The sequence below is a fragment of the Clostridioides sp. ZZV14-6009 genome (assembly GCF_020658095.1).
In the GTDB taxonomy this organism is placed as follows: Bacteria; Bacillota; Clostridia; order Peptostreptococcales; family Peptostreptococcaceae; genus Clostridioides.
This window is the reverse complement of record NZ_JAGWDG010000009.1, coordinates 61,075-86,786: the sequence shown is the minus strand read 5'-3', so window position 1 is coordinate 86,786 and position 25,712 is coordinate 61,075. Positions and strand designations below refer to the sequence as shown.

Sequence of the window (25,712 nt, the reverse complement as noted above, 5' to 3'; positions counted from 1 at the left end):
CAGTATACCCCCTATGTACTAAAAACATTAATCAGCTCTTTATTACTTAATTTTTATTATATTTCTTATGCTAATAAATACTTCTTATGCTAGTGTCTCTACAGATTCTGTAAAGTTAGGGTCATTTATTATATCTAAGTAATGGTCAAAGTTTTCATCCTTCATAAATTCTATACAATCAGCTGCACGAGTTCTTCCATATTCCCAATAGAAGTCATGGTCTTTACCATATGTTATTTGAACTAATGACCATAAAGACCAATGTGCATTAACTAAAAACTTACTTGTAAGTAATCTTGCTCTTTGCTCTTCTGTTGGTTCTCCACCAAAGTATGTTCTTACATAAAGCTCTTCTTTATCTTTTGGAAGAGGATTTTCTACGCACACACATGCCATATCGTAAAATCTATCATTTGTTCCACCGTATTCCCAGTCTATTACACGCATAACTTTTCCATCATACATAAAGTTTTCTGCTAGTGTATCATTGTGACAAGGAACTAATTTTTGTGGGTTATTTTGATAAGCAATTTCTATTATATCTACTTTTTCTGTTATACTATCCCATCCATCGTATCTCTTATCAAATCCATTTTCTTTAAGTATTTGTAAGTACTCTTTCATCTTAGCTATTGGGTTAAATACACTTTTAAACTCCATTCCACTATCGTGGTATTTTCTCATAATTTCTGCTGATTTCATAACTACATCTGAATTATTTATAAAATCCTCTGCATGCATTGTATCTGATTTTATAAATTCACAAAGTTGTGAACCTGTTTTTGGGTCATAGTAATATATTTCTGGAGCTATTCCAAGACATGACATTAAAGAAGCATTGTGCTTTTCTGCTGGACGATTTATATATCCTGCTGTCCCTACTCCTGCCACACGCATTGCTATTTGAGTGCCATCTTCAATCTCAAGCTTAAAGTTTTTATTTGTAAGCCCGCCTGGCATTATTTCTATTTTGCTAAGTTCTTGGCTAAATGCTGTTTTTGTTAAATTAATTAACCTAAGGAAATCTTGAATTTCATACGGTTGTATTACCTCTCCAAATACTGACATATTTTCTCTTATACTTTCATTTTTCATAATAATTTCTCCTTTGTATGATTTGTTTTTGATTAAAACTTTTTCTATTAAAAACCATTTCCCTTTGATTAGAATTCTATATCTTTGTGCAACACAAAGGTCAACACTATTTTTGTTTAATTTTTTGTTATAATGAATTTTTTTATATATTCTTTGGGTTTTATCTCTATTTGTGCAAATAAAAAAGGGGTTATCTCAAAATGGATTTTGAAAGTTTTGTAAAAAATAATGATTTTGGAATTAGAATAGCAGAAGGTCTATGAGCATCTAAATAAATAAAAGAAAATTCAAAATCTAAAATAAGAAAAGATATTGTAAAATATATTATATAATTTCGAATTTTCACATAAATAAATAGAATATAGAATAATGTAATATATTTATGTCATATTCCTTATGATAAAATTGAACTATGTTAAGGGGGAATTTAATATGCCATTTACTGAAATATGTGTTTATCAAGTCAAGCCACAAAAGGTGGACGAGTTTGAAACGCTTATGCTTGAAGTTAAGAGTTTTTTAGAAAAGCAAGAGGGGTTACTTTTACTTCGATTTACCAAAAGAGAGTATCACATAGACTTAGAACAAATTAAAGAGGGGCTTCCTCCTCCCAAACTTACTCGCATTGTAAAAAGCGTTAAGTATATGCTTTATTGGGAGTTTGACACGAAAGAAAATTATGGAATTGCACAAAAAAACCTTTATGATAGTTATTGGAAATCTATCGAAAAGTGCTTAATAGTGCCACATGACTAAAAAAAGAAACCACATTCTGTTTTGTATAGAATATAGTTTCTTGAATTTTAAATAATTAAAAGCAATCTTTTATTTTTTGAATTTTCTAATTTTATAGTAGACAACTTTATTAATTAACTCTTAAATTTTTATCTTCTCTACAAAACTTTTTTCTTATTAAGAAATATGCAGAGATTACAACAAGTTCTATCGCTAAAAATATACCATAAGTAGCTATAGAATCTATACTGTCTATACCATTTCTAAAGAAAATTAATGCTACTCCTGCTACTATAATTCCTATAGCATTTTTACCTATAGCATTCTGACCAAAACCATAAAAAGAAGGGAAATTTCCTTTTATCTCAACAACTGTCAAAATCAATCCAATTACTATAAATAATGCTCCTACAACTTCCATAATCATACTAGCCATTTTACACCCTCCTCATTAGAGAATTAACCACTACTATAAAAATATCTTGCTTTTATAATTACATTATATATTCAATTGAACATTTTTGGAAGCATTATTCAAAAATAATTTTTCATTCTATTTAAATTTATTTTTCATATTAAAATCATCCCAATTTTTATATAAATATTAATCTAACCTTTATAGTTTTATATATTAGAAGGCTTGTAAATAAATTTATTTTATAAAAATCTATTCACAACCTTTTATATACATTTATATATTATATATAAAGAAAATAACAGCTAAATAACCAATATTTTTTTAATTATTAATTTTGATTATAAATTTCTTCAATCTCATTCTTACTCAAATCAACTAGTTCATAAATTTCCTTTAGACTATGTCCCTTGTCTTTCAACCTTATGATAAATTTACGATTTATTTGTAAAGTTGTTTCATTTTTTCCTATTTCTATTCCCTCTCTTAAAACTTCTTCTCTAAAACTTCTACTTCTATCCATAATGTAAGCACCTCTTTTCAGATTTAATAAATATTCTTCATTACTACCTAATTCCTTTAACCTATCTAATGCCTTTTTAACAATAGTATCATTCTTAGCTATAACCCTGACATCCAAGTTAGAAGGATTATTGATAAGTTTTCCCCATAATATAATTCTATCTACTATGTTATCATGTCTATTAATCTTAGGAAGCTCTACAAAATACAGCACTGTTTTCTTTGAATAAATCTCTGGATGACCATCCATAGTTAATCTCATACAATTTACATAATCATCTATTTGCCTATATTTTACATGATTTAGTATATGTATTCCAATAGTTTTTCCAATATCTTTATATTTCTTGCCTTCTTCTAATTTCTTTCCATGTACAAGATTTAAGTAATACTCAGCTCTTTCTCCATAGTCATCTTCAAGGGCTCTTTGCATTTCAATATTTATATGATTCTTTTCTTCATCCTCGGCTAAAATGTCTAATCTAGGTCTTTTCTCGCCAATATAATTAATAGTTGGGTCAGTTTCAACTCTGATTATCTTCTTGATTTGTGTAAATGGCTTAATGTTTTTATTGGCATTTGGAGCATATTTTATAATATCATTTATGAAATTTGATAGTAAATCATAGTCATTATGTAAGGTAAATAGTGATTTAAATACTTCATCATATTCAGGTTTAGCATAACCATCTTCTGTTATAACTTGACCAATATTTTCATATGTTAATATTTCTTTTGGAATTAGATTTCTAAGTTTGTCTAGCTCCTCATTAGAAAAAATATCTTTTTTTAATATATCATTTATTTTACTTGTCCATTCTCTATCTTTTTCTTCAACTATGGTTCTTCTATACTCTTTTGCAGTTTTTCCAATTTCTAAGCCATATTTCATCCCAACACCACTTTCTTTTATTATATCAATTATTTATTGATTAATCTTGCTTTTTACATCCTTACCTCCTATTTTTTGTATTATTTACAAATGTAATTTAAGGTTTTATTGGTTAAAATTAGCTTTATTTTCTCTTATATTTATTATTGTCCAAACTTGTATTTTTTAAAATAAAATAGAGCATGTTATCCATGATTTTTAAGAATCACAAATAAGACACTCTATCAGTAACATTTTATATTAGAGCTTATTTATAATATATTACAATAAGATTATTCCTACTAAAAATCTTATTACTCACGATTGATTATTAGATATATTATATAAATATTTAAAGCTAATACGATTGATATTATTCTTTATTATACAATGTGCATCCTGTTTTCTCAGTAAAAATCTTAGCCCAGTCTTCTGTACAGTAAAAAACAATACACTCCTGATAACCATCTCCCATGAAAAATAACTGTTTGATATTTTTTTCTTTTTCAAAAACTTCATTCATAAAATATAGCATTTTTTCATTAAACCAGTCATAATTAACTTCTACTTCACACATATACGGATTACTATTGTAGTAAAAACTTATTGTCTGCATGCCAGTTCCTTGATTGAAATCTACTTGGCTTGTATCTTCTACAATTTGTGTGATTTCAAATTCATTATTACTAATAGATAAAATTCCTTGCAGAAATATGGTATACATATCATGTCCTTCTACATCAAAACTGTATACTTGAGAAGATTTAGGTGTCCATATCCCAGTATTGTAATCATAAGAACCCCTGCCAAGAATGGTTAAAAGCATGGCTGTTTTATTCATTGAATCTAATACCTCTGATGGCATGATGTTCCAAGTATCTTCAAGATGTTTAATTGCTTCATCTGTAATGCCATGAATACCCAATTCTTTAAGAGTATTAGCTACTTCCTGAAAAGTCATTTGGTTAGAATCTACCATAATATTTTCCTCCTTAGATAAGCTACTATTACCTTTTTAGTTATTATTTCAATCACTTAGCCAATAAAAAATATCGTGCATAATGTAATTATAATTTTATTTTCTATCAAATCTGATTGGTTTGCAAGCTAATAGTATCAAATCAAATTGGACAAAACAACTTTGTTATTTCTTTGAAGCAGATTTTTAAATATCTGAATAAAGTCAAGAAAATACTATCTTCACAGTTTTCCCTGTAATAAAATCTAGTTTTGTATCTATATACATCCTTTTATGAATGAATTTCATTCAATAGATAATTTAAAAAAATACTTGAGATTTAAAGAAGTTTTGAGTTAAAAATTTACAACAGGATAGAGTATTATATGTAATATTTTTTATGTTTATATTTCGCTTTCTCTTTATGTTTTTAGTTTTATTTTTTTGCTTTGTATTTTTATCTTTTTCTGCCTTTTTCTTTATTTTTATTTGTCTTTTTATATTAGTTTCTATTTTTTAGCAGTTACAATATATGAAGTATGATTCACTTTCTTCCATGTAATATTTCTAAAATCTACAGATAACAATTTACATATTTCTTTTTCTGAGTACATTTTTACATCTCCATCTTTGCTGTACTTTATGAAAACATTCATTATATGTCTAAATAAAAATGGTTGCCAACAGTCACAAATTATCAGGGTTCCTTTTGGCTTTAATACCCTACATACCTCTGACAATACCTTATCGGGTTTAGGATAATGATGAAAAGAATCATTACAATATACAACATCAAAAAATTCATTTTCAAATGGCAAATACTCTGAATCTCCTAAAACTAAGGTAGCATTCTCTTTTAGTTTATTTTTTGCTATATCTAGCATATTCTCAGAAATATCAATTCCATAAGCCTTTTTCCTACAATCTTCATTTAAAATAGCTTGTAATACTGCTCCTGTTCCACACCCTAAATCTAAAATAGTATCATATGAAATATCTGAAAGTGTTTTAAGTAAGACTGGATAAAGCTTTCTTGCATGTTGCCCCTTTATGTCTTGGTCATAGGTATCCGCTTGATTATTAAATGTTTTTCTTGATTTTTCTTTTATATCTGTCATATCTAAACTCCTCCTTTCTTATATTGTTCACAGTATATCACGGGTAGTTCTTTATGTCAATGAATGATATTCATTCACTTTAAATATTTAATATAACTATATTAAGTTCTCTATACTTATATTAATATTCAATTTATACTATGTGTATTATGATTAAGTTATATTACACATATTATGATTAAGTTCCATTATTCATATTATTCTTAAGTTATGCTATATATATTATATTTATTTGGTCAATTTGACCTTTTTATATTTTTTCTCTCTTCTAACTTTTATAAAACAATCATAAAATAAAGTATCATAATAATTACTCATACTTATCACGCATTTTTCTGTTTTATCTGTGACCTTTTATCTTGTCTCTGTAAATTTCACAATTAATATTTTGCCCTAACTAGTTCCTACCTTTAAAAATTTATTTTTAGAACCTATCAATTTTATTCTTTAATTGTCTCTTTACTTTAAAGATAAATCGGTCACAGTACTGTTCGTTTTTTACCAACAGCTCATATGCATCCATAATCCCAATAGATTGTACGAAACCAAAAATACCAACTGCCAATCCCAAAAATACAAGTGAATGATATTCTGTCCATTCAATGTACCCTCTAGCTGTTACCGCAATAATAAGAATACCAACTACAAACAAAAATGTACTTGGAATAGCAACTAACTTGTATTTTTTCTTGATTGAAATATATTCCTTTGATAATTCTTTCAAAAACTCATAATCAAATAACAATGGCTCTTTTCTCAAGATTTTATAATCTTCTTGTTCTGTAAACATCCCAAGTATAACAACACCAATACCTAAAACAACACACACTGCTATTCCTAAAATACGCCAACTTGTATGAGTTGGAAGCATTACATAAGGAATACCTGCTAATGCCCAAAACAAAAAACATAAACCCAAATATTTACATTCTCTTTTCTCATTGATAAGATAACCTCTTGCCACTTCCTTGCTTACATAATATCCCTTTTCATTTGTTCCTTTTATTGATTTCTCATCTTTTAATAAAAAATCAATTGATACTTCAAAGATATTAGATAGTAGTAAAAGTTTTTCTGTTTCAGGAAATCCTTGATTGTTTTCCTACTTACTAACCGCCTGTCTTGTTGTTCCGATTTGTTCTGCAATTGCTTCCTGTGATAGCCCTTTTTCTTTTCTCAACTTAAATAATTTTTCACCAAAATTCATATATTATTACCTCCTGTGATTTGATATCCAAATATTATCAAACTATTATGTTAAATTCTATATTTTAAGAAATGCACATTGTCAACTTCAAGTTGCACTCATGTAATTTGTTGCTAAAACATGATTTTATAATAATTTTTGCTTCTCTTTTTGTATTATAGCATCAATGGAAATCTAAATCCTTTCCTTTCTATTTTGGAAGTAATATTTGTCAAAATATGATTTTATTAAGTGTACAAACATTTGATTAACAATAGGCTTTTGATTTATGTTCTAAATACAGCATATCCACACATTGAGATTCCCCTTCAAAAATTGGCTCTGGATAATTATCTATAAAAAAGTTTTTAACCTTATGTGAATAAACAAATCCAAATTTCTCATAAAACGGGATTCCACTTTCAGCTGTACCCACAATCATTGATGGATACTTTTCACTATAAACATCTAAAATATGATTTATCATCTTTGATGCGTAGCCCCTATTTTGAAAATGTTCATATGTAGCAATATTTTTTAATTCACATGTTTCTTTAGAAATTTCATTTACAACTGCTATACAAGTGAGTTCATCATTATCATACAAAGCATACATAGTGCCTTCATCAAGATACTTATCAATCATTACCTCATATGGGTCAGCCAACAACAAAAGGTCAATGTGACCTTTTTTATTTTTATCTATAGTTTTTATTTCTATCATATATATCTCCTCTTTTCAGCATATATTTCTTTTATATTTTTGATACACATAACTAAATGATAATATAATTAGAACACTGAATGATTATTACTATCTGGTTTTATTGTATTTACTCCTTTTTAGTTTTTAATACTAAATTGATAATAGAATACATTTTTAGAAGAATCAAGAGTAATTACAACTTATAGGTTAAAAAAACTTTAATTGTGTATATGTATCTGATTTCTTATAGGCTTCTATAATGTCTTTCATCTCTGTCAAAATACCATAACGACCACATTCTTTTTTTAGTACTTGTTCACATCTCTTTCCATTCAAGCTAGGACATACATAATTTAGTCCATATGTCTTTTGATACTGAAATACTAGTTTTTGCGATATATTCTTTAAATGCTTATAAAAAAACTCTCTTTGACCATTACGCATTGTCATTCCATACATACAATAGATAAACTTTGCATTAGCCTTATGTGCTTTTTCAACAATTGCTCTTATCTCATTCTCATTGTCAGTCAAAAATGGTATCAAAGGTGTCAATAATATCCCACAAAATATTCCAGCATCATTAAGCTGTTTTACTGCTTCAAATCGTTCAGAACTTAGACTCACATTAGGCTCTATTTTCTTTGCTAATTCGTCATTTGCAGTGGTTATAGTCACTTTGACAATGGCAGAATTATTTCTTGTTATTTCTTTCAAAATTGGTATATCTCTAACTACCAAACTACTTTTTGTATCAATAGATACTCCAAAATGATTTTCTGAAATTAAATTCAATGCTTGTTGAGTAATGCAAAGGTCTTTTTCAAAAGGATTGTATGTATCAGACATAGCTCCAATACCTACAACTCCTTTTTTCCGTTTTGAACGTAGCTCCTTTTTTAGAGTTTCTATCACATTTTCCTTATATCTCACTTGGTCAAAATTTTCTATGTTGTATACTGTGCTACGACTGTCACAATAAATACAACCATGAGGACAACCACGGTAGAGATTCATATTATAATCAATCCCAAACCATCTTGAGTTGTCAAATTTAACTTTCTGTAAAATTTGTTTTGCTGGTATACTTTTAATCATTATTAACCTCTTTTACTATCAGCATCTATAATATTCTTTAAGGAATTCACCCATGTTTCTAACGTTTGAGTTAAGACCAATTGCTGGTCTAGAATAGCCTTCCCTGTTTCTGGTACATTCGATTTTGTATTTATATTTTCCTCAATATACGACTTTAATACTTGTATGTTTTCTTCAATACTACTCAAGCACAATTTTTGCTTTTCTGGTGTAAGGCTGTATAAATTTACTATTACAGCATTGAAATCCAGAAAAATGTTTACTGGCTTTGAAGCTGTATCAAACATTAAGTCTAAAAAATGCTTTTCACCTAATTCTGTTAAAGAGTAAATTGCCTTTTCTGGCATTCTCCCCTCTCTTACAACTGTACTTTGAATATAACCTTTTTCTTCTAACTGAATTACCTTCTTGTAAATTGATGGTGTACTGATTTTAACCCAACGTGATATATTTCTATATTCCACCACTTTCTGTATATCATAAGCACTCTGAGGCTGTTGCTTTACTATGCCAAGTACAATTAAATCTATTGTTGCCATAAAAATTCTCCTCTCGTTTTCTCTCTATTGACAAACACTATAAATTATAGTAGCATTTTCTGTATTACTATAATTTATAGTATTATATTTTAGAGCTAATGTCAATAGAAAGGGAGTGTTTAGCATGAAAGAAAGCAACAAAAAAATTGAATTATTAGGGTCTGCCCCAATACCGAAAGCATTGTTATCTATGGGATTGCCTACTATGATAGGTATGATGATAACTGCATTGTACAATTTAGTAGATGCATACTTTGTGGGTGGTCTTGGAACAAGTCAAATGGGTGCTATATCCGTTGCATTTCCACTAGGTCAGATTATTGTGGGATTAGGATTATTATTTGGAAATGGAGCAGCTTCCTACATTGCCAGACTCCTAGGTCATGGAGATAAGGAAAAAGCAGGTAAAGTTGCTAGTACAGCTATTTACAGTAATATAATAGTCGGTATATTATTTATTATTGTCATTATGATTCTTCTCAATCCTGTTTTAAAATTATTAGGAGCTACAAAAAGTATTATGCCTTATGCAATGTCTTATGCCAGTATATATGTCGTATCATCTATTTTTAATGTATTTAATGTCACTATGACTAATATTGTCACAAGTGAAGGAGCTGCTAAAACAACTATGTGCGCTATGTTATTAGGTGCATTGCTTAATATGATTTTAGACCCAATATTCATTTATACTTTTGGAATGGGTGTAAAAGGCGCTTCAATTGCAACTGCTCTTTCTCAGATGGTTTCAACACTTGTTTATATAGGATACATTTTTAGCAAGAAAAGCATGTTTAGTTTTAGAATTAAAGAATGTTGTTTTTCAAATGAAATCATGTCAGAAATATTAAAGATTGGTGTACCTACCTTAATATTCCAGTTATTGACTAGTCTCGCTATTACATTAACTAATATGGAAGCTACAAAATATGGTGATTCTGTAATAGCTGGAATGGGTGCAGTAACAAGAATAATGTCTTTAGGTAGTCTTATCGTATTTGGGTTTATAAAAGGATTCCAACCAATTGCTGGTTATAATTTTGGTTCAAAGAACTATGATAGATTACACAAAGCAATAAAAACATCTATAGAATGGACTACTATATTTTGTGTAGTACTTGGTCTTGTAATGGTGTTTTTCCCAACAGCTATAATTTCACAATTTACAAGTGGTGACGTGTTATTGATTGAAAATGGTAGTAAGGCTCTTAGGGCAAATGGATTTTCATTTATGTTATTTGGTTTTTATACAGTGTATTCTACATTATTCCTTGCACTAGGAAAAGCAAAGGAAGGTGGATTTTTAGGCATGTGTAGACAAGGGATATGTTTTATTCCTATAATCTTGATTATTCCTATATTTTGGGGATTAAATGGTATTTTATATGCACAACCAATAGCTGATTTTATAGCTGCCATAGTTGCAGGTTTTATGGCGATAAAACTACATAAAGAGCTTCATATTTTAAAAATAAATTCCATTTCTTCTAAAGAATAAATCGAATTTAAAGTATGTGTCAGTTATATAAATCGACTATCAAAGAAGCTTCATGTATATTACTTATACAAATCGACTATCAGAAAAGATATAAAATTATTTCATGTATTTTGTAGGCTTAATTAACTCTATTAGCACTTATAAATTAATTTATCTACTTACTATGAATTAACCTACTTCCTAACAGGCAATAATATATATTAACATATATTTTTCACACAAATCATACTATTAATATGTGGTTAAATAATCCTTTTTCTCAAACTACTTGTTATTTTATCTATTCACTTGTATCATGGGATTATAATTATTTTAGGAAGGGAGACATTATATGCTTTCACAAAACGATATTGATATACTTACACAAGGTTTATCTTTTTGGGATAAACTCACTGACTCTCAAAAAAGCTTATTAATCTCTTCAGCCAATATATCCCACTTTGAAAAAGGAAACTCAATTCATAGTGGTGATAGTGATTGTGTTGGTGTTTTGATTATAAAGTCTGGAACAATACGCACATACATACTTTCAGATGAAGGGCGTGAGGTAACACTTTTCCGTCTTGATAGTGGTGATGTATGTATATTATCAGCATCATGTATTCTAAATACAATAACTTTTGATGTCTATGTAGATGCTGAGACAGATTGTGATATTATACAAATTAGTTCTTCTGTTTTCTCAAAATTATCTACAGAAAATATTCATGCAGAATTGTTCTCGTATAAACTAGCCACTGAACGTTTTTCTGATGTTATGTGGGCAATGCAACAAATCCTTTTTATGAGTTTTGATAAGCGTTTGGCATCTTTTTTAGTTGATGAAATAACTAAGAACAATAATACTACTGTAAATATGACTCATGAACAAATTGCTAAGTATATGGGAAGTGCGAGAGAAGTTGTGTCGAGAATGTTGAAATATTTTGCTAGTGAAGGTCTTGTATCTCTATCTCGTGGTGGTATAAAAGTGTTGGATAAAGATAGACTTCGTTCTTTAACATTATAAGGGGATGACTCAAAATAAAAATTTAAATCATCTCCCTTTTTATACAAAAATTGAATATCATACATTATAGCTTAATATTTTATTAGATTCATTTTTTTATTTAAATACATCTAATGTTCCTATTTAATATAATAAATAAAAAACATTGACTATTTAGCTAACACTTTTTATTTATTATTCTCATAAACTTCTTTTATTTCATTCTCAGTTAATGTAGAATATTTAAATTTGGTTAATGTATCCTCTAATTTAAAACCATTCTTCTTTAGCATTATTATAAATCCAGAGTCTTTTCTTCTAGCTTCTTCCTTTTTAGCTCTTTCTTCAATTTCTTCTTTAAAATTTCTACTTTTATTCATAATGTAAGCACCTCTTTTTTATTATATCAATTCTTCATTAATTTAATTTTATTTTTCATATAATTACCTTCTGTTTTTATAAATACGGATAAATTTAGTTTGAATTTTTATTTGCTAATAAAATAGCTTAGTTTTACTTCTATTACTAATATGAAATAAATTTGAATTTTTTTGAAAAGCTTACTCTTATGATTAGTGTAACTTACCTGCGATTTTACCTGAAACTTTTTTATCTATTTCATCAAGAATATGAGAATATATATTTTTCATTGTTGCATTAACAATTCAAACACTACATTTCAATATAAAGCATTACATTTCAAATTGAAATCTTATATTTCTATTTGAAATGCAATATAAAGAAATATAATATTATTTTATTAAATTACAAAAAATATTTTCATAAAATTGTATTAAATCAATTTGATTAACAGTTAAATTACAATAAATCACATAAAAAAACAAATAAAATATTATTAATCTAAAAAGTTGGCATATTTTGTGCTTTTATAATTTAACATAAATCTAAAATTAAATAAGGAGAAGAAAATGAATAAAAAACAGTTGATGAAATTCTTACTTGTTGCAGCTATACCAATAATTGTATGGAGCTTACCTGCACCACAAGGATTAAAGAAAGAAACTTGGGATATTGTTGCTTTATATCTAGGTTTACTAGCAGGTCTTGTTATTAAACCATTTAAAGAGCCAATAATTACCTTAATCATTGTAGGTGTAGCCCTTATGTTTATGGATGAGTCAATACTACTTCATGGATATTCGGATAAAATGACTTGGTTTTTAGTTGTTGTAACTATTGTCTGTACAGCATTTGTAAAGACAGGACTAGGAAAACGTATGGCATACAACCTTTTACTAAGAGCAGGAGATTCTACTCTAGGACTTGGATACTTAATGATGATAAGTGATTTAATACTTAGTCCTGCTACAGGGTCAAATGCCTCTAGAACAACTATTATATATCCTATATTTAGAAATATCGCAGAAGGTGCAGGTTCTAAGCCTGATGATGAGCCTAAAAAATTGGGTGCATATTTAACAGTATTAACATATGTAGTCTCTCAAGGTACAGCAGCATTATTTTTGACAGGTATGGCAACTAATGCGATAACAGTTTCTTTGGCAGCAAGTATGTTAGGTGTTAACTTAACTTGGGGAACTTGGTTTATGGCATCAGTTGTACCAGCAGGTTTATTCTTACTAGTAGCACCACTTATAGTCTATAAAATATATAAGCCAGGTTTAACTCACTTAACAGATATTAAGCCACAGATAAGAAAAGATTTAGATTCATTAGGTGCTATTACAAAACATGAAAAGATACTAGTTGTATTCTTTATTCTTGCAATTCTTGGATGGATGTTTGGTGAAAAAATACCTTTTGTAAACTTAAATATGCAAGTAGTAGGATTTGTGTTCTTAGCATTAGTTCTTATAGCAGGTATTTTAGATTGGGACGATGTTATTGGAGCTAAAGGAGCATGGAATGTATTTATATGGTATGGTGCCTTTTATGGTATTGCTGGTTCGTTAGCTGATGCAGGTTTTTACAATTGGCTGGCTGATAAATTAGGTACAGTACTTAATCTATCAGATGTAAATGGATTATTAGTTACAATAGTACTATTGTTAGTGAGTTTGGCAGTTAGATACTTCTTTGTATCAAATAGTGCATTTGTAGCATCTTTTTATCCTGTACTATTTGCAATAGTTTTATCTACTAAAGCAAATCCGATGGTAGTTACATTATTACTAGCATTCTTTGCAAGTTATGGAGCTTTATTGACTCATTATGGAAATGGAGCTGGTCTTATAGCCTTTGCATCAGGATATGTATCTCAAAAAGATTTCTGGAAAGTAGGTACTATCATGGTAATGGTTGCATTAGCAATATTCTTAGTAATAGGCTTACCTTACTGGAAAGTAATTGGATTATGGTAAGTACACATTAAATTTATATACTGGAGATGAATAATTATGCTAGATTTACTTATTGTAAATGGACATGTAGTAGACCCTAAAAATAATGTAAATGGGAATAAAACAATTGCTATATACAATGGAAAAATAACTGAATATAAACATGGCGATAATGCAAAACACACAATAGATGCAAGAGGTAAATTTGTTTTTCCAGGGTTGATTGATGCACATGCTCATATGTTTGCAGATGGAACTGAAATTGGTATATATCCAGATAGCACCTATCTTCCAACTGGTGTTACTAGTGCAATTGATTGTTCAGCAGGGGTAGCAAACTACCAACTCTTTAAGTCTTCAATTGTGGCTAGAAGTAAAGTAAATATAAAAAGTTTCTTGCAAGTTTGTTCAGCAGGATTAGTAACTACTAGCTATCATGAATGCATTGACCCAAGGTATTTTAATCATGAAAAAATAGAACGAATATACAATGAAAATAAAGACAATATATTAGGTCTAAAAATAAGATTAAGTGAAAATTTAGTAGAAGATCTAGGAATAGAGCCATTAAAAGAAACTATTAAAATAGCTGAAAAAATAGGATGCCCTGTTGAGGTACATTGTACAAATTTACCAGTTCCTACAGAGGAAGTATTAAATATATTAAGACCAGGAGACATATTTGAACATGTATATCAAGGTGTTCAAAACACTATCCTCGACTCAAATGGCAATTTATATGAATGTGTAAAGAAAGCAAGAGAAAGAGGAATCATATTTGACACAGGAGAAGGTAGAAAACATGGTGATTTTGAAGTCATGCTAAAAGCAAAAGAACAAGGATTTATAGCTGATATTTGTAGTACAGATTTGGTGTTAGAAAGCATGTTTAGAAGACCTATATTCTCTCTACCAAATCTTATGTCTAGATACATGTGTATGGGAATAAGTCTATATGATGTTGTAAAAATGACAACACAAAATCCAGCTAAACTTATGAAAATGGAAAATCAAATAGGATGTTTATCAGAGGGTTCAAATGCAGATGTAGCAATATTTGACATTATGGATGTTAAACAAACTTATACAGATTGGAAAGGTAGTAAATTCGAGGCAGATAAATTATTAAAAACAGAAATGACAATTAAAAATGGATTTATAGTATATTGTGCCCCAGATTACATATATGAAAATTAATTAGGAGGAAAAAAATGGGTTGGAAAATATTATTACCACAAGAAATAATGCAAGAAGGAAGAGATTACTTAGAAAGTAGAGGACATGAACTAATAACTGGTTCAGGCATGGAGACTAAAGATATAATAAATGATATAAAAGGTATTGATGCAATTATAGTTAGGTTATCTAAAATAACGAGAGAGGTATTTGAAGCTGCTGATAACTTAAAAGTAATAGTACGTCATGGTGCAGGATTTGATACTGTAGATTTAGATGCAGCAAAAGAATTTGGTGTTCAAGTATTGTATTGTCCAGTAGCAAATAGTACTTCTGTTGCAGAGGTAACACTAATGTATATGTTATATTGCTCTAGAAATTATACAAGAGTAAGAAAAAGTTTTATAGATGACTATTATAAAGCTAAATTAAGAACTCCTAAATGTGAGCTTGATGGAAAAACTGTAGGAATTATTGGATGTGGAAACATAGGTTCAAGAGTTGCTAAGATGTGTATGGATGGATTCAATATGAAAGTGGTTGCATATGACCCATATAAATCATCTAAAGACTTCCCACAAGGTGTAGAAGTAACTAGAGATATAAGCAAAATATATAAAGAAAGTGATTTTGTTTCTGTTCACTGTCCAACAACTTCTGTCACTAAACATTTTATAGGAAAAGAACAGTTTAGTATGATGAAGGAAACAGCATTTTTTATAAATGCAGCAAGAGGAAGTGTTGTAGATGAACAAGCTTTATATGAAGCATGTAGAGATAATATTATAGCAGGTGCTGGCTTGGATGTATTACAACAAGAACCAGTAGATTCTAAAAACCCTATATTATATTTAGATAATGTTGTGGTATCTCCTCATATAGGAGCAGCAACTAAAGAAGCTACTAATAGAGCCTCTTTACACTCTGCAATTGGAATTAATGAGGTATTTGAAGGTAAAAATCCTACTTGGCCAGTAAAATCAATAGATTGGGACAATGCAACTATATACAATGATTAGTAAACAACAAACACTTATTAGGAGGAACTTAAAATGACAATAGGAAATAGAGTATATTTAAAAAGAGATTTACCAGATAAAGAACTTGTAAAAAGATTTAGTGTATTACCAGCAGCTAATGTAGGAGACTGTATGTATAGGTCAAGTGCATTAAGTTCAGAAATAAAGTTAATGTCTTCACCAAAAAACAGAATGTGTGGAGTTGCATTAACAGTAAAATCAAGACCAGGAGATAATTTAATGCTTCATCAAGCTCTTAATATAGCTCAAGAAGGAGATATTATAATACTATCTAATAATGGAGATAGAACACAAGCTATCATGGGAGAAATCATGTACAAATATCTTGCAGATTTCAAAAAGGTAGCAGGAATTGTAATAGATGGTCCAATAAGAGATATTGATGTTATATCAAAGTCTAGTTGTCCAATATATGCTACAGGAACTACTCCAGGTGGTCCATATAAAGAAGGTCCTGGAGAAGTGAATGTACCTATATCTATAGGAGGAATTGCTGTTAATCCAGGAGATATAATATTAGGAGACCAAGATGGTGTAATCGTAATCCCTAAAAATGATGCAGCAGACCTTATTGATAAAGCAGAAGCAAATGCTCAACAAGACCATGCTAAAGTAGTAAAAGCTTCTGAAGGAACTGCAAATAGAGAATGGGTAAAAGAAACATTAGAAAAAAAAGGTGTACAAATTATAGATGATGTTTACAGAGTTTAGTAATAGATGACTTCTACTCTATGTCTATAAAATATTTATACATATAAATATTAAAATAAAAATGGATGTGTCTCAAAATGAACTTTTTAGTTCATGAGGCACTCTTTTTTGTATGAAATCAACTATATTTTCATCATTTCAACAATGAAAAAGAAGCTTATCTCTATTTTGAGACAGCCCCATTTTTTATTTTATTCAATGAATATTTTATTTAATAAATATTTTATTTATCATATATTTAATTTGAAAGTTGATACTTTTTAAGTTTACGCCAAAGAGTAGTAGTACTGATACCTAACTGACTTGCAGTAACAGATTTTACTCCATTATTTTTCTCTAATGTTTCAAGAATTAATTTTTTTTCATAATCTACAATTTTATTATCTGCCAAAGTAGGAGAATAATCTATTGTGGATGTTGAATTCATATCCTTTCGAAAATGTGGCTCAGAAGTTAAAATTTCAGAAACTAAGTACTCATCTATAAAATTATCATCACACATAACTACTAGTCTTTCTACTATATTTTTTAATTGTCTTATATTACCAGGAAAGTCATATCTACTTAAAATTTTAAGTGCAGAATCAGATATTGACACTGGTTTGTTATAATGAGATATAATAGCATATGTCAGTTGTTCGATATCTTCTTTTCGCTCTCTAAGAGGAGGTAAATCTAGCTTCAACACACAAAGTCTGTAAAATAAATCTTCTCTAAAATTATTATTATCAATCTGCTCCACTAAGTTTTTATTGGTAGCTGTTATAACTCTTACATTAATAGGTACAACTTTAGTATCACCTATTCTAGTAACTTCCCTCTCCTGCAATACTCGAAGCAGTTTGACTTGGACATCTTTAGAAATTTCTCCAATTTCGTCTAAAAATATAGTCCCATTATGTGCCAATTCAAAGACACCTGCTTTTCCTTCATTTCTAGCACCTGTAAAAGCTCCCTTTACATATCCGAATAGTTCACTTTCAAGTATATTTTCAGGTATAGCTGCACAGTTTATAGCCACAAAAGGTCCATTAAATCTATTGCTATAATTATGTATACTTTGAGCAAATATTTCTTTTCCAGTACCAGATTCGCCAGTTATTATTATTGTAGAATCAGATTTAGCAAATTTCTTAGCCATATTTACTGAGTGCATTAATGCATCACTTGAACCTAATATATCGTTAAAATTGCTTTTTGCACAATGAGACTTTGAAATTAAACTCTCTCTTATTTCTTTTTCTGTTGATTGAATATTTTCGATATCTTGTATAGTTGCAACACATCCAAAATGCAAACTATCAATTATAATTGGAAAACAATCAAATGTGAGAGAAGACCCTTTAAAATTAATTATATTGTTACATAAAGAATGCCCATTTTTCAATGAATCCGAAATATCACCAGAAGTTAAATAATCTTTTATAAATTTATCAACTTGGTTAAATAGTAGCCTTTTTGCTTGATTATTTATAAAAAGTGGTGAGTGATTTTTATCAATTGCAATTATACCACTATGGGTACATTCTAGAATTTCTTCTGTAATAGAGTTATTTATTCTCTTTTCAATTCCTATGTTATATAGATGAATTGCTTCATTAATAGATGCATGAATAGAAGACTTTTCAACTTCAGTCTCTATACAGGGCTTATTGTATTTAGAGGTGATTTCTTTTGTTGTTTTTCCACCTATGAAAATTTCAGTACCATTATCAATTAATTCTTTTATTGTATCTTCAAACTCATAAAGAGAATTTAACTTGGGTATTTCTAAGTCAAAATTGGAGATTTCTTTGAATCGCTTAGCCGTTTTATATGATAATTCTAAACCTATAAATCCTATTTTTGAGGAATATTTAAGTGCTTTTTTGTACGAATAAAATATGTCTTCATATTTATATCCAATATCTACTATAGGAATTGAAACATGCTTACGCAATAAATCAACATTTTGACCACGAGTAATTATTACTTTAGTGCCTAAGTTAATTAGGTTATCTGCTAGTTCTATAGTTTCTTTACCTGTAGCAATGTATGATGGAATTTTTATATGTAGTTCTTCAAGCACTTCATATACAGTATCTGAAAATAACTTAGAAGGAGCAATAACTACTATCTCGTTTTTCATATCATCAAATCTCCTTTTATTAATCTATTTTTAATCTATTTTTTATTTTATATATGTATTGTATTAATACCTTGTACTCTCATTTTACCATGATAAAAGGGGATGTCTCAAAATAAAAATTTGAATCATCTCCTTTTTTATACAAAAAACAGAAAAGGAGTTCCTAAGAACCCCTAATCTATATGATAATTGCTATGTAAAAAAAACAAAAAACACATTATAATTATTTATAATCTTATTTGTCGTCTTACTTGTAATATTCAAATATCTATCCATAAACATAAAATAATATTATCCACAAACAATAATATACAAACAATAAATAAAAATAAATATATTATATATTATATATACATATTATAAACCTCAAAAAATTCTTCAGTCGTAACTGTATCTAACCATTCTTTAGAAGGATATAAAAACTTATACTGATTGTTTTTAATAAGACTATCATCCATAGTATCATAAATACAAGATAGCAATGATGCAGACTTCACAAATGAATTACAAAACTCCTTAGATACAAGAGATTCCAATACCTGCAACATAGTTTTTTCATCTAATGATTTACTTGCAGCAATATAAGATGGTAATGCTATAGCTCCATCATCAGGGTATGACATAAATAAATCGTTATTATTAGCACGCTTTGCATATATACTAGGAGTTATTGCTAATCTATCCGAACCATTTTTTACATCATTAAATGATTGTATTGGCATATCTAATATAGTTGAATTAGATAAAAATCTCTCCACATACTCTTTTCCATATCTACTCCATATAGCTTTAACAACAGATTTCGCACCAGAGTTATTTATACCACCAATAACAGTTTTTGTATCAGTGTCAATTACGTTTTTTATAGAATCTGTTAAACCCTTGTAATTATGGTTATAAGAAAATACTAATGGTATAACCAAAAATGGAAGTAATCTTTCATCAAAATATATAGATGATGATTTAATCTCACTTTTAATATTGAAATAGCTCGATAACGAGTACAAGTTACTTGAAAACTTTGAATAGATATTCTTATCTTCATACACTTCTAAATCTGTAGAAACTATAATATCAGGAATTAAAGCATCTGGTTTTTTTAAATACTCATTGAGTTTGTAAGGATAACCTATACCAAAATAAGTTACCTCTAAATTAATATCCTTCTCTTTTAAAGACATAATTAAATTATCTAAATAGTTTTTCTCATATTTATGAAGTATACAAATATTGCTCCAATACAGCCTAACATTTTTCATAAAGAGTCTCTCCTTTTCTTAATTTATATTGACATTCTAATTGAAATTCATATATATCTTTAAGTTTCCCTAAGATTTCTTTTTCTTCTTTAGTCTTATTGATTACTTTGAAGATTGAACCATTTTTCATTATTATACGCTTCTCTGCTATAAGTGCTGTATGAGGGTCATGAGTAACTATAAAAATCAGCTTATCACTTTTCAATAAGATGTCTAATGCAACATTTTTATTTATTCCAGCATTCTCTATTTCATCTATCAAAACAATAGGATTATTTGAAATGAGAGCAACATCTGCAATCATCAAGGCACGTGTCTGTCCCCCACTCAATGATGTAAGGTCTTGAGATAGGGAAATAGGTTCTGCTGTTATGGAGTTTGCTACATCTAATACTTCTTTTATTGATACAGAAGTATTGTTTTTACATTCTTTATGTATAACTAAAAAGTCCTCAACTGTAGAATCAAGAACAAACCTCATGTTTTGGCTAAGATGAGAAATGAGATTTGTAGAAAATTTATTTCTTTCCTCAATAGCAACTTCCATATTATCAATGACTACTTTTCGATTAGTCAAAGAATCTTTATTGACAAACTGCTCTATATCTTTGATTAACCTGCTTTTACCAGAGCCAGTATTACCTACAATAGAATAAATATGACCTCTATAAAAAGTTAGAGATTCAAAGTTCTCTGTATTCCCAAGTTTGTTTTTTCCAGGATATATGGTTACACTTTTCATTAAAATTCACCTCTAAAATTCATTTTAGAAACTATGCCTTGTTGGAATTCATCACCAATTCTACATTCCCCAATACAATAAGAACATACTCCACTTGGCATTGTATGTCTTAATAAATGTTCGTCGTTATTTGAAATATTAGTACTTTTTATATAGTTTGAAATTAGCTCTACACCAAAACCAACTAATCCATCTATAAAGAATATATTAGAATTAGGATTTATTTTTTTTATATTAAATGATATTATCTCTCTTTCTGCTTGCGATACCATGTCTATTTTACTTAGAACTATGGCATCACTTTCACTTAACATAGGGCCTAGTTTTTGAGGAGTCTTAAAGCTAGATGTACAATCACATACACATATGTGTAATGTTTTATTTGTTGCAGGTGAGCATCTATTGCAAAGCCCAGCAGTTTCTATTAGTAAAATATCGCTACTTTTATTTTTAGCCCAAAGTATAAGTTCGTTTATGTTTGAGATAAGAAAATGGTCTGGACATATATCTTTACTAAGTCCAACAATATAAGGTATATTCAATTTTTTATATATTAAATCATCATCAGTAGCTAGACAATCTATCTTACATATTGAAGGGTTAAGCCCATTAGACTTCAGATAAGGAATTAAATGTTTTATTAAAGCAGTCTTCCCTACAGAAGATGAACCAGAAATTAATATAGTTTTCATGGCTTATGTAAAATCTCCTTTCATATTTTGTTAAGAGATATGATAGCATTAAAAACTACTAAAAACTGTATCAAATGAGACAATTAATAAATAAACTTGATTGAAAATAATTATCAATATTATTGAATTTTGGTAAATACTATGATATTATTTCAATCAAAGTGAATATTTATCAGAAAAGGTGATGACTTTGAATGAGAAGGAAGTACTAATAAATAGTAAGTTATTTTCTGAAAGATACATTGTAGAAGATAAGATAAAAGCAAAGAGTTATAAAAAGGGTCAATTTATAAGCGATTTTTTTGATAAAGAATATTATGTAGGTGTAGTCAAAACAGGACAAGTATCCATCTATTGTATATCAAGTGATGGAACTGAAGTTAACATGTCTATTCTAAAGGAAGGAGATGTTTTTGGAATTTCTAATATATTTGATGAAGAATCCTTAGATACTGTACTAAAATGCAAAAGTGATGTTTACGTAGTTTTTTATCCAAAAAAATGCTTTATAGATATGATGAAGTTGGATATTGCTGTTGCTTTAGAGTATTCAAGATATTGTAATAGAAAAATACAATTTTTACTTAGAAAGGTAGAGTTTTTAAATATACAATCTAGTAAAAAGAAAGTTATTGAATACTTACTAGAAAAAGCTAGTAAAAATGACACTGTGCTATTAGAGTGTTCTAAGGAGGAGTTAAGTAAAAGAATTAGTGTAAGTCGAGCATCTTTATATAGGGAATTGCAGTCATTACAAAATGAAAATTGTTTAGAACTTGGTAAAAAGTGTATAAAAATATTGAATAAAGAAAAGTTAACACAGATTCTATATGAAATATAAACTTAAATAACAGATTCTATATAAAATATAAAATTAAATACTAGGAGGAAGTTTTTATGAAAAAGAAATTATCAATATTATTACTAGCATCATTAATAATAATTTCATTGGTAGGATGTGCATCAAACCCACCAGAAAAACAAACAAAAGAAGAAGCTAAAGTAGTTGCAAAGGTGACAGCACTAAAGGGTCCTACAGGAATGGGAATGGTCAAAATGATTGGTGATGAAAACGATAAAAAAGAAAAGGATTATGAATTTTCAATAGCAAATTCTGTTGATGAAATTACACCCAAGCTTGTTAACAAAGAGCTAGATATTGCTGCTATTCCTGCAAATCTGTCATCTGTTTTATATAATAATAGCAATGGTGAAATAGAAACACTAGCCATTAATACTTTAGGAGTCTTATACATAATTGAGAATGGAAATTCTATAAACAGTGTTGATGATTTAAAAGGAAAAACGATTTATTCTAGTGGTAAAGGCTCTACTCCTGAATATGCTTTGAATTACATATTGAAAGAAAATGGAATTGACCCGACTGAAGATGTCAACATAGAGTACAAATCAGAACATACAGAATGTTTGGCAGCATTATTAAATGATAAAAATGGAATAGCACTACTTCCCCAACCATTTGTAACAACAGCATTGACTAAGAGTGACAACTTAAGAGTAGCTTTGGATTTGACAAAAGAATGGGATACTTTGAATAAAGATAAAAATACTGAAAGTGCTTTAGTAACAGGAGTTGTTGTTGCACGAAAAGAGTTTATTGATAAATATCCAGAAAAGGTTAAAAGTTTCTTAGAAGAATATAAGAAATCAGTTGATTTTACAAACAATAATATAGAAGAAGCTTCAAAACTTATTGAGGAAAATGAAATAGTACCATCTCAAATAGCAAAGCAAGCAATACCAAAATGTAATATAACATTTATAGAAGGTAATACAATGAAAGATAAATTAAGTGGATACTTACAAGTACTTTATGATGCTAATCCAAAGTCAATAGGAGGAAAGATGCCAGGTGAAGATTTCTACTACACTCAAGAAAATTAGTAAAGCTCATATACTAGCAATAATCTTTTGGCTTATAGTTTGGCAAATAAGTAGTATGATAATTGGTCAGGAGATACTTTTAGTATCTCCTTTTTCCTCTTTAAAAAGGTTATTCGAATTATCTATGAAGTTTGAGTTTTGGCAATCAATACTCTTTTCTTTTATGAAAATAACAACAGGATTTATATTAGCTTTTATCATTGGAATAATATCTGCCATAATAGCATCTAATAAAAAAAATTTTAGGATACTTATTGAACCCTTAATACTGACAATACAATCTATACCAGTAGCTTCTTTCATAATATTATCTCTAATATGGATATCTTCAAAGAACCTGTCTATTTTTATATCTTTCTTGATGGTATTGCCAGTGGTATATAGAAATATTCTAGATGGAATAAATAGTATATCTAGGGAGTTAAATGATATGGCAAAAGTATTTAAGGTCAGTAAGATAAAAAAAATAAGGTACATATATTTATCTGAGGTAGCACCATATCTAAGAGCAGCATGTAGTGTTTCTTTAGGGCTATGTTGGAAGTCTGGAATAGCAGCAGAAATAATAGGAATGCCAGCTAATTCTATAGGAGAAAACTTATACAAAGCTAAAGTATACTTAAATACACCAGATTTATTTGCATGGACTATAGTTATTATTATAATAAGTATTTGCTTTCAAAAGGGCTTTTTATCATTGATAGACTATTTATTAAAAAGATTGGAGATAAACTAAATGGATATAGTAATTGAGAATCTAAGTAAAAAATATAATGATAAGGTTGTTTTAGACAATTTTAATAATGTATTTAAAGATGATACTATCTCATTTATAACAGGAACATCTGGTATTGGTAAAACAACATTGATAAGAATATTAATGGGCTTGGAGAAAGCAGATAGTGGAAAAATTATAGGTATTAGTAATAAAAAGATTAGTGCAGTATTCCAAGATGATAGTTTGTGTGAAAATCTAAGTGTGTTATTGAATATAAAGTTGGTATGTGAAAGTCTGGGTAATTCAGAAATTGAAGATGCTTTAGAACTATTGGACTTAAAGGGTTGCATGAATAAAAGAGTAAGGGAATTAAGTGGTGGTATGAAAAGAAGGGTTGCAATATTAAGAGCTTTATTATATGATTTTGACTTGCTTATAATGGATGAGCCATTTAAGGGTCTTGATATTGAAACTAAGTATAAGGTTATGGATTTTGTAATAAGAAAGATGGAAAATAAGAGTGCTATAATAATTACTCATGATATGGATGATATAAAATACTTTAGAAATCATGAAAAATTAATAATTGACTTTAAAATGCCTTCGATATATTGATTTCATATTGGTTTTAAAATCAACTAAAGTTTTTATATGAATATTATTTCAAACTTACTAATTCTATATACCAAAAAGGCTGTAGGCAAATTTGTTTTTACATAAAAAAGTACCTGCGATTAAAACAAGTACTTTACATATTTTTTCTAATTTGTGATATAATAAAAGCAAGAAGAACTACAATCTATTTGCAGTAGAGTGGAGTTCGTAAATTAGTGTTTCTTTTTGAACTTAATCTTTAGTTCAAAACTAAAGTCACTCCTGCCAGAGTGGCTTTTTACTTTTTTAAACAATTTATCCGTTAAGTAAACTATTAAACTGGCAACTAAACTTGCTAGTACACCTTGTAAAAAATTATCCACACATACTCACCTCCCTTCTATACGTTGGGAGGATAACCTTTTGTATGAACTCCACTCTATAAATTGTAGATTACATCTTCTTGCTAAAACTATTATAACATATAATTCCTACATATTTTACCTATTCTATAGTTATTTTCCTATCTCCTTCGCCCTCTTTTTCTTTCTCTTTCAGCCTCTTTCATTGCTTTATATTCTATCTTATTATTTAATTATTATTGCTATCTAAATTTATCATGTCTACTCTTTTTAATTTTCCTACTTAATTAAAACTCTTACACATAAAAAAGAAGCATAAACAAGTTTATTTTATA

General features: G+C 28.6%; 27 protein-coding genes. 11 read left to right on the top strand and 16 right to left on the bottom strand.

Annotation, left to right across the window (positions count from 1 at the left end):
• Nucleotides 1–84 precede the first annotated feature (84 nt).
• Nucleotides 85–1,095: a choline/ethanolamine kinase family protein gene (locus tag KGF36_RS12660; protein WP_227828735.1), complete on the bottom strand. Its 1,011-nt coding sequence runs from the start codon at nt 1,093–1,095 to the stop codon at nt 85–87.
• A gap of 432 nt (nt 1,096–1,527) precedes the next feature.
• On the opposite strand from KGF36_RS12660, the gene KGF36_RS12655 reads away from it, so the two are divergent.
• Nucleotides 1,528–1,851: a hypothetical protein gene (locus KGF36_RS12655; protein WP_227828736.1), complete on the top strand. Its 324-nt coding sequence runs from the start codon at nt 1,528–1,530 to the stop codon at nt 1,849–1,851.
• A 109-nt stretch (nt 1,852–1,960) separates the two neighbouring features.
• Here KGF36_RS12655 and KGF36_RS12650 read toward each other — a convergent pair whose 3' ends face one another.
• The 9 genes from KGF36_RS12650 to KGF36_RS12610 form a co-directional block, all read right to left on the bottom strand.
• A complete protein-coding gene (locus tag KGF36_RS12650) occupies nt 1,961–2,266 on the bottom strand; it encodes a hypothetical protein (RefSeq protein ID WP_227828737.1) in 306 nt (101 codons plus the stop codon).
• Between the two features lie 310 nt (nt 2,267–2,576).
• On the bottom strand, nt 2,577–3,659 hold the full coding sequence (locus KGF36_RS12645) for an Rpn family recombination-promoting nuclease/putative transposase (protein ID WP_227854784.1): 1,083 nt from the start codon (nt 3,657–3,659) through the stop codon (nt 2,577–2,579).
• 352 nt (nt 3,660–4,011) lie between these two features.
• Nucleotides 4,012–4,599: a hypothetical protein gene (locus KGF36_RS12640; RefSeq protein WP_227854783.1), complete on the bottom strand. Its 588-nt coding sequence runs from the start codon at nt 4,597–4,599 to the stop codon at nt 4,012–4,014.
• A 506-nt stretch (nt 4,600–5,105) separates the two neighbouring features.
• The gene (locus KGF36_RS12635) at nt 5,106–5,714 is read right to left on the bottom strand and encodes a class I SAM-dependent methyltransferase (protein ID WP_227828740.1); all 609 of its coding nucleotides are present in this window, start codon (nt 5,712–5,714) and stop codon (nt 5,106–5,108) included.
• Nucleotides 5,715–6,138: 424 nt separating this feature from the next.
• Complete coding sequence (locus tag KGF36_RS12630; protein ID WP_227854782.1) at nt 6,139–6,633, bottom strand: XRE family transcriptional regulator; 495 nt, start codon at nt 6,631–6,633, stop codon at nt 6,139–6,141.
• Between the two features lie 183 nt (nt 6,634–6,816).
• The gene (locus KGF36_RS12625; protein ID WP_227839191.1) at nt 6,817–6,921 is read right to left on the bottom strand and encodes a helix-turn-helix domain-containing protein; all 105 of its coding nucleotides are present in this window, start codon (nt 6,919–6,921) and stop codon (nt 6,817–6,819) included.
• 247 nt (nt 6,922–7,168) lie between these two features.
• The gene (locus KGF36_RS12620) at nt 7,169–7,624 is read right to left on the bottom strand and encodes a GNAT family N-acetyltransferase (RefSeq protein ID WP_227854781.1); all 456 of its coding nucleotides are present in this window, start codon (nt 7,622–7,624) and stop codon (nt 7,169–7,171) included.
• Between the two features lie 189 nt (nt 7,625–7,813).
• On the bottom strand, nt 7,814–8,704 hold the full coding sequence (locus KGF36_RS12615; RefSeq protein WP_227854780.1) for a radical SAM protein: 891 nt from the start codon (nt 8,702–8,704) through the stop codon (nt 7,814–7,816).
• Nucleotides 8,705–8,706: 2 nt separating this feature from the next.
• Nucleotides 8,707–9,243 (bottom strand): PadR family transcriptional regulator, encoded by a 537-nt coding sequence (locus KGF36_RS12610; RefSeq protein ID WP_227828744.1) that lies wholly within the window; start codon nt 9,241–9,243, stop codon nt 8,707–8,709.
• A gap of 124 nt (nt 9,244–9,367) precedes the next feature.
• Between KGF36_RS12610 and KGF36_RS12605 the strand changes: the two genes are divergently transcribed.
• Together KGF36_RS12605 and KGF36_RS12600 are read left to right on the top strand one after the other, a co-directional pair.
• Complete coding sequence (locus tag KGF36_RS12605; RefSeq protein WP_227854779.1) at nt 9,368–10,741, top strand: MATE family efflux transporter; 1,374 nt, start codon at nt 9,368–9,370, stop codon at nt 10,739–10,741.
• A 331-nt stretch (nt 10,742–11,072) separates the two neighbouring features.
• Entirely contained in the window at nt 11,073–11,750 is a 678-nt protein-coding gene (locus KGF36_RS12600; RefSeq protein WP_227854778.1) for a Crp/Fnr family transcriptional regulator, read from the top strand.
• Nucleotides 11,751–11,917: 167 nt separating this feature from the next.
• Here the strand turns inward: KGF36_RS12600 and KGF36_RS12595 are convergent, their stop codons facing one another.
• Nucleotides 11,918–12,109, bottom strand: a complete 192-nt coding sequence (locus KGF36_RS12595) for a hypothetical protein (RefSeq protein WP_227828747.1) — start codon at nt 12,107–12,109, stop codon at nt 11,918–11,920.
• A gap of 549 nt (nt 12,110–12,658) precedes the next feature.
• Here KGF36_RS12595 and KGF36_RS12590 point away from each other — a divergent pair.
• From KGF36_RS12590 to KGF36_RS12575, 4 genes are read left to right on the top strand one after another with little or no spacing between them, the layout of a single operon-like run.
• Nucleotides 12,659–14,071, top strand: coding sequence for a DASS family sodium-coupled anion symporter (locus KGF36_RS12590; RefSeq protein ID WP_227828748.1), 1,413 nt, complete (start codon nt 12,659–12,661; stop codon nt 14,069–14,071).
• Between the two features lie 36 nt (nt 14,072–14,107).
• Entirely contained in the window at nt 14,108–15,247 is a 1,140-nt protein-coding gene (locus tag KGF36_RS12585; RefSeq protein WP_227854777.1) for an amidohydrolase family protein, read from the top strand.
• A gap of 14 nt (nt 15,248–15,261) precedes the next feature.
• Nucleotides 15,262–16,245, top strand: a complete 984-nt coding sequence (locus KGF36_RS12580) for a hydroxyacid dehydrogenase (protein WP_227839184.1) — start codon at nt 15,262–15,264, stop codon at nt 16,243–16,245.
• Between the two features lie 33 nt (nt 16,246–16,278).
• Nucleotides 16,279–16,977 (top strand): RraA family protein, encoded by a 699-nt coding sequence (locus KGF36_RS12575; RefSeq protein ID WP_227839183.1) that lies wholly within the window; start codon nt 16,279–16,281, stop codon nt 16,975–16,977.
• Between the two features lie 238 nt (nt 16,978–17,215).
• Here KGF36_RS12575 and KGF36_RS12570 read toward each other — a convergent pair whose 3' ends face one another.
• The 4 genes from KGF36_RS12570 to KGF36_RS12555 form a co-directional block, all read right to left on the bottom strand.
• Nucleotides 17,216–19,105: a sigma 54-interacting transcriptional regulator gene (locus tag KGF36_RS12570; protein WP_227828752.1), complete on the bottom strand. Its 1,890-nt coding sequence runs from the start codon at nt 19,103–19,105 to the stop codon at nt 17,216–17,218.
• A gap of 344 nt (nt 19,106–19,449) precedes the next feature.
• The gene (locus KGF36_RS12565; protein WP_227842722.1) at nt 19,450–20,364 is read right to left on the bottom strand and encodes a hypothetical protein; all 915 of its coding nucleotides are present in this window, start codon (nt 20,362–20,364) and stop codon (nt 19,450–19,452) included.
• Entirely contained in the window at nt 20,351–21,106 is a 756-nt protein-coding gene (locus KGF36_RS12560; RefSeq protein ID WP_227854776.1) for an ATP-binding cassette domain-containing protein, read from the bottom strand. The genes KGF36_RS12565 and KGF36_RS12560 overlap by 14 nt, the downstream gene beginning before the upstream one ends.
• Nucleotides 21,106–21,798, bottom strand: coding sequence for a GTP-binding protein (locus KGF36_RS12555; protein ID WP_227850476.1), 693 nt, complete (start codon nt 21,796–21,798; stop codon nt 21,106–21,108). The genes KGF36_RS12560 and KGF36_RS12555 overlap by 1 nt, the downstream gene beginning before the upstream one ends.
• Nucleotides 21,799–21,988: 190 nt before the next feature.
• Between KGF36_RS12555 and KGF36_RS12550 the strand changes: the two genes are divergently transcribed.
• From KGF36_RS12550 to KGF36_RS12535, 4 genes are read left to right on the top strand one after another with little or no spacing between them, the layout of a single operon-like run.
• Nucleotides 21,989–22,639, top strand: coding sequence for a Crp/Fnr family transcriptional regulator (locus KGF36_RS12550; RefSeq protein WP_227828756.1), 651 nt, complete (start codon nt 21,989–21,991; stop codon nt 22,637–22,639).
• A gap of 56 nt (nt 22,640–22,695) precedes the next feature.
• Complete coding sequence (locus KGF36_RS12545) at nt 22,696–23,703, top strand: ABC transporter substrate-binding protein (protein ID WP_227854775.1); 1,008 nt, start codon at nt 22,696–22,698, stop codon at nt 23,701–23,703.
• Nucleotides 23,672–24,439 (top strand): ABC transporter permease, encoded by a 768-nt coding sequence (locus KGF36_RS12540; protein WP_227828758.1) that lies wholly within the window; start codon nt 23,672–23,674, stop codon nt 24,437–24,439. Before KGF36_RS12545 ends, KGF36_RS12540 begins: the two co-directional genes overlap by 32 nt.
• Nucleotides 24,440–25,036, top strand: coding sequence for an ATP-binding cassette domain-containing protein (locus KGF36_RS12535; protein ID WP_227828759.1), 597 nt, complete (start codon nt 24,440–24,442; stop codon nt 25,034–25,036).
• A 212-nt stretch (nt 25,037–25,248) separates the two neighbouring features.
• Here the strand turns inward: KGF36_RS12535 and KGF36_RS12530 are convergent, their stop codons facing one another.
• Nucleotides 25,249–25,398, bottom strand: coding sequence for a type I toxin-antitoxin system toxin (locus KGF36_RS12530; protein ID WP_227433538.1), 150 nt, complete (start codon nt 25,396–25,398; stop codon nt 25,249–25,251).
• Between the last annotated feature and the right edge of the window lie 314 nt (nt 25,399–25,712).

What these genes read in the sequence shown, in the direction of transcription:
- KGF36_RS12660 (WP_227828735.1), bottom strand. Translation starts at nt 1,095, where the DNA reads ATGAAAAATGAAAGTATAAGAGAAAATATGTCAGTATTTGGAGAGGTA.
- KGF36_RS12655 (WP_227828736.1), top strand. Translation starts at nt 1,528, where the DNA reads ATGCCATTTACTGAAATATGTGTTTATCAAGTCAAGCCACAAAAGGTG.
- KGF36_RS12650 (WP_227828737.1), bottom strand. Translation starts at nt 2,266, where the DNA reads ATGGCTAGTATGATTATGGAAGTTGTAGGAGCATTATTTATAGTAATT.
- KGF36_RS12645 (WP_227854784.1), bottom strand. Translation starts at nt 3,659, where the DNA reads ATGAAATATGGCTTAGAAATTGGAAAAACTGCAAAAGAGTATAGAAGA.
- KGF36_RS12640 (WP_227854783.1), bottom strand. Translation starts at nt 4,599, where the DNA reads ATGACTTTTCAGGAAGTAGCTAATACTCTTAAAGAATTGGGTATTCAT.
- KGF36_RS12635 (WP_227828740.1), bottom strand. Translation starts at nt 5,714, where the DNA reads ATGACAGATATAAAAGAAAAATCAAGAAAAACATTTAATAATCAAGCG.
- KGF36_RS12625 (WP_227839191.1), bottom strand. Translation starts at nt 6,921, where the DNA reads ATGAATTTTGGTGAAAAATTATTTAAGTTGAGAAAAGAAAAAGGGCTA.
- KGF36_RS12620 (WP_227854781.1), bottom strand. Translation starts at nt 7,624, where the DNA reads ATGATAGAAATAAAAACTATAGATAAAAATAAAAAAGGTCACATTGAC.
- KGF36_RS12615 (WP_227854780.1), bottom strand. Translation starts at nt 8,704, where the DNA reads ATGATTAAAAGTATACCAGCAAAACAAATTTTACAGAAAGTTAAATTT.
- KGF36_RS12610 (WP_227828744.1), bottom strand. Translation starts at nt 9,243, where the DNA reads ATGGCAACAATAGATTTAATTGTACTTGGCATAGTAAAGCAACAGCCT.
- KGF36_RS12605 (WP_227854779.1), top strand. Translation starts at nt 9,368, where the DNA reads ATGAAAGAAAGCAACAAAAAAATTGAATTATTAGGGTCTGCCCCAATA.
- KGF36_RS12600 (WP_227854778.1), top strand. Translation starts at nt 11,073, where the DNA reads ATGCTTTCACAAAACGATATTGATATACTTACACAAGGTTTATCTTTT.
- KGF36_RS12595 (WP_227828747.1), bottom strand. Translation starts at nt 12,109, where the DNA reads ATGAATAAAAGTAGAAATTTTAAAGAAGAAATTGAAGAAAGAGCTAAA.
- KGF36_RS12590 (WP_227828748.1), top strand. Translation starts at nt 12,659, where the DNA reads ATGAATAAAAAACAGTTGATGAAATTCTTACTTGTTGCAGCTATACCA.
- KGF36_RS12585 (WP_227854777.1), top strand. Translation starts at nt 14,108, where the DNA reads ATGCTAGATTTACTTATTGTAAATGGACATGTAGTAGACCCTAAAAAT.
- KGF36_RS12580 (WP_227839184.1), top strand. Translation starts at nt 15,262, where the DNA reads ATGGGTTGGAAAATATTATTACCACAAGAAATAATGCAAGAAGGAAGA.
- KGF36_RS12575 (WP_227839183.1), top strand. Translation starts at nt 16,279, where the DNA reads ATGACAATAGGAAATAGAGTATATTTAAAAAGAGATTTACCAGATAAA.
- KGF36_RS12570 (WP_227828752.1), bottom strand. Translation starts at nt 19,105, where the DNA reads ATGAAAAACGAGATAGTAGTTATTGCTCCTTCTAAGTTATTTTCAGAT.
- KGF36_RS12565 (WP_227842722.1), bottom strand. Translation starts at nt 20,364, where the DNA reads ATGAAAAATGTTAGGCTGTATTGGAGCAATATTTGTATACTTCATAAA.
- KGF36_RS12560 (WP_227854776.1), bottom strand. Translation starts at nt 21,106, where the DNA reads ATGAAAAGTGTAACCATATATCCTGGAAAAAACAAACTTGGGAATACA.
- KGF36_RS12555 (WP_227850476.1), bottom strand. Translation starts at nt 21,798, where the DNA reads ATGAAAACTATATTAATTTCTGGTTCATCTTCTGTAGGGAAGACTGCT.
- KGF36_RS12545 (WP_227854775.1), top strand. Translation starts at nt 22,696, where the DNA reads ATGAAAAAGAAATTATCAATATTATTACTAGCATCATTAATAATAATT.
- KGF36_RS12535 (WP_227828759.1), top strand. Translation starts at nt 24,440, where the DNA reads ATGGATATAGTAATTGAGAATCTAAGTAAAAAATATAATGATAAGGTT.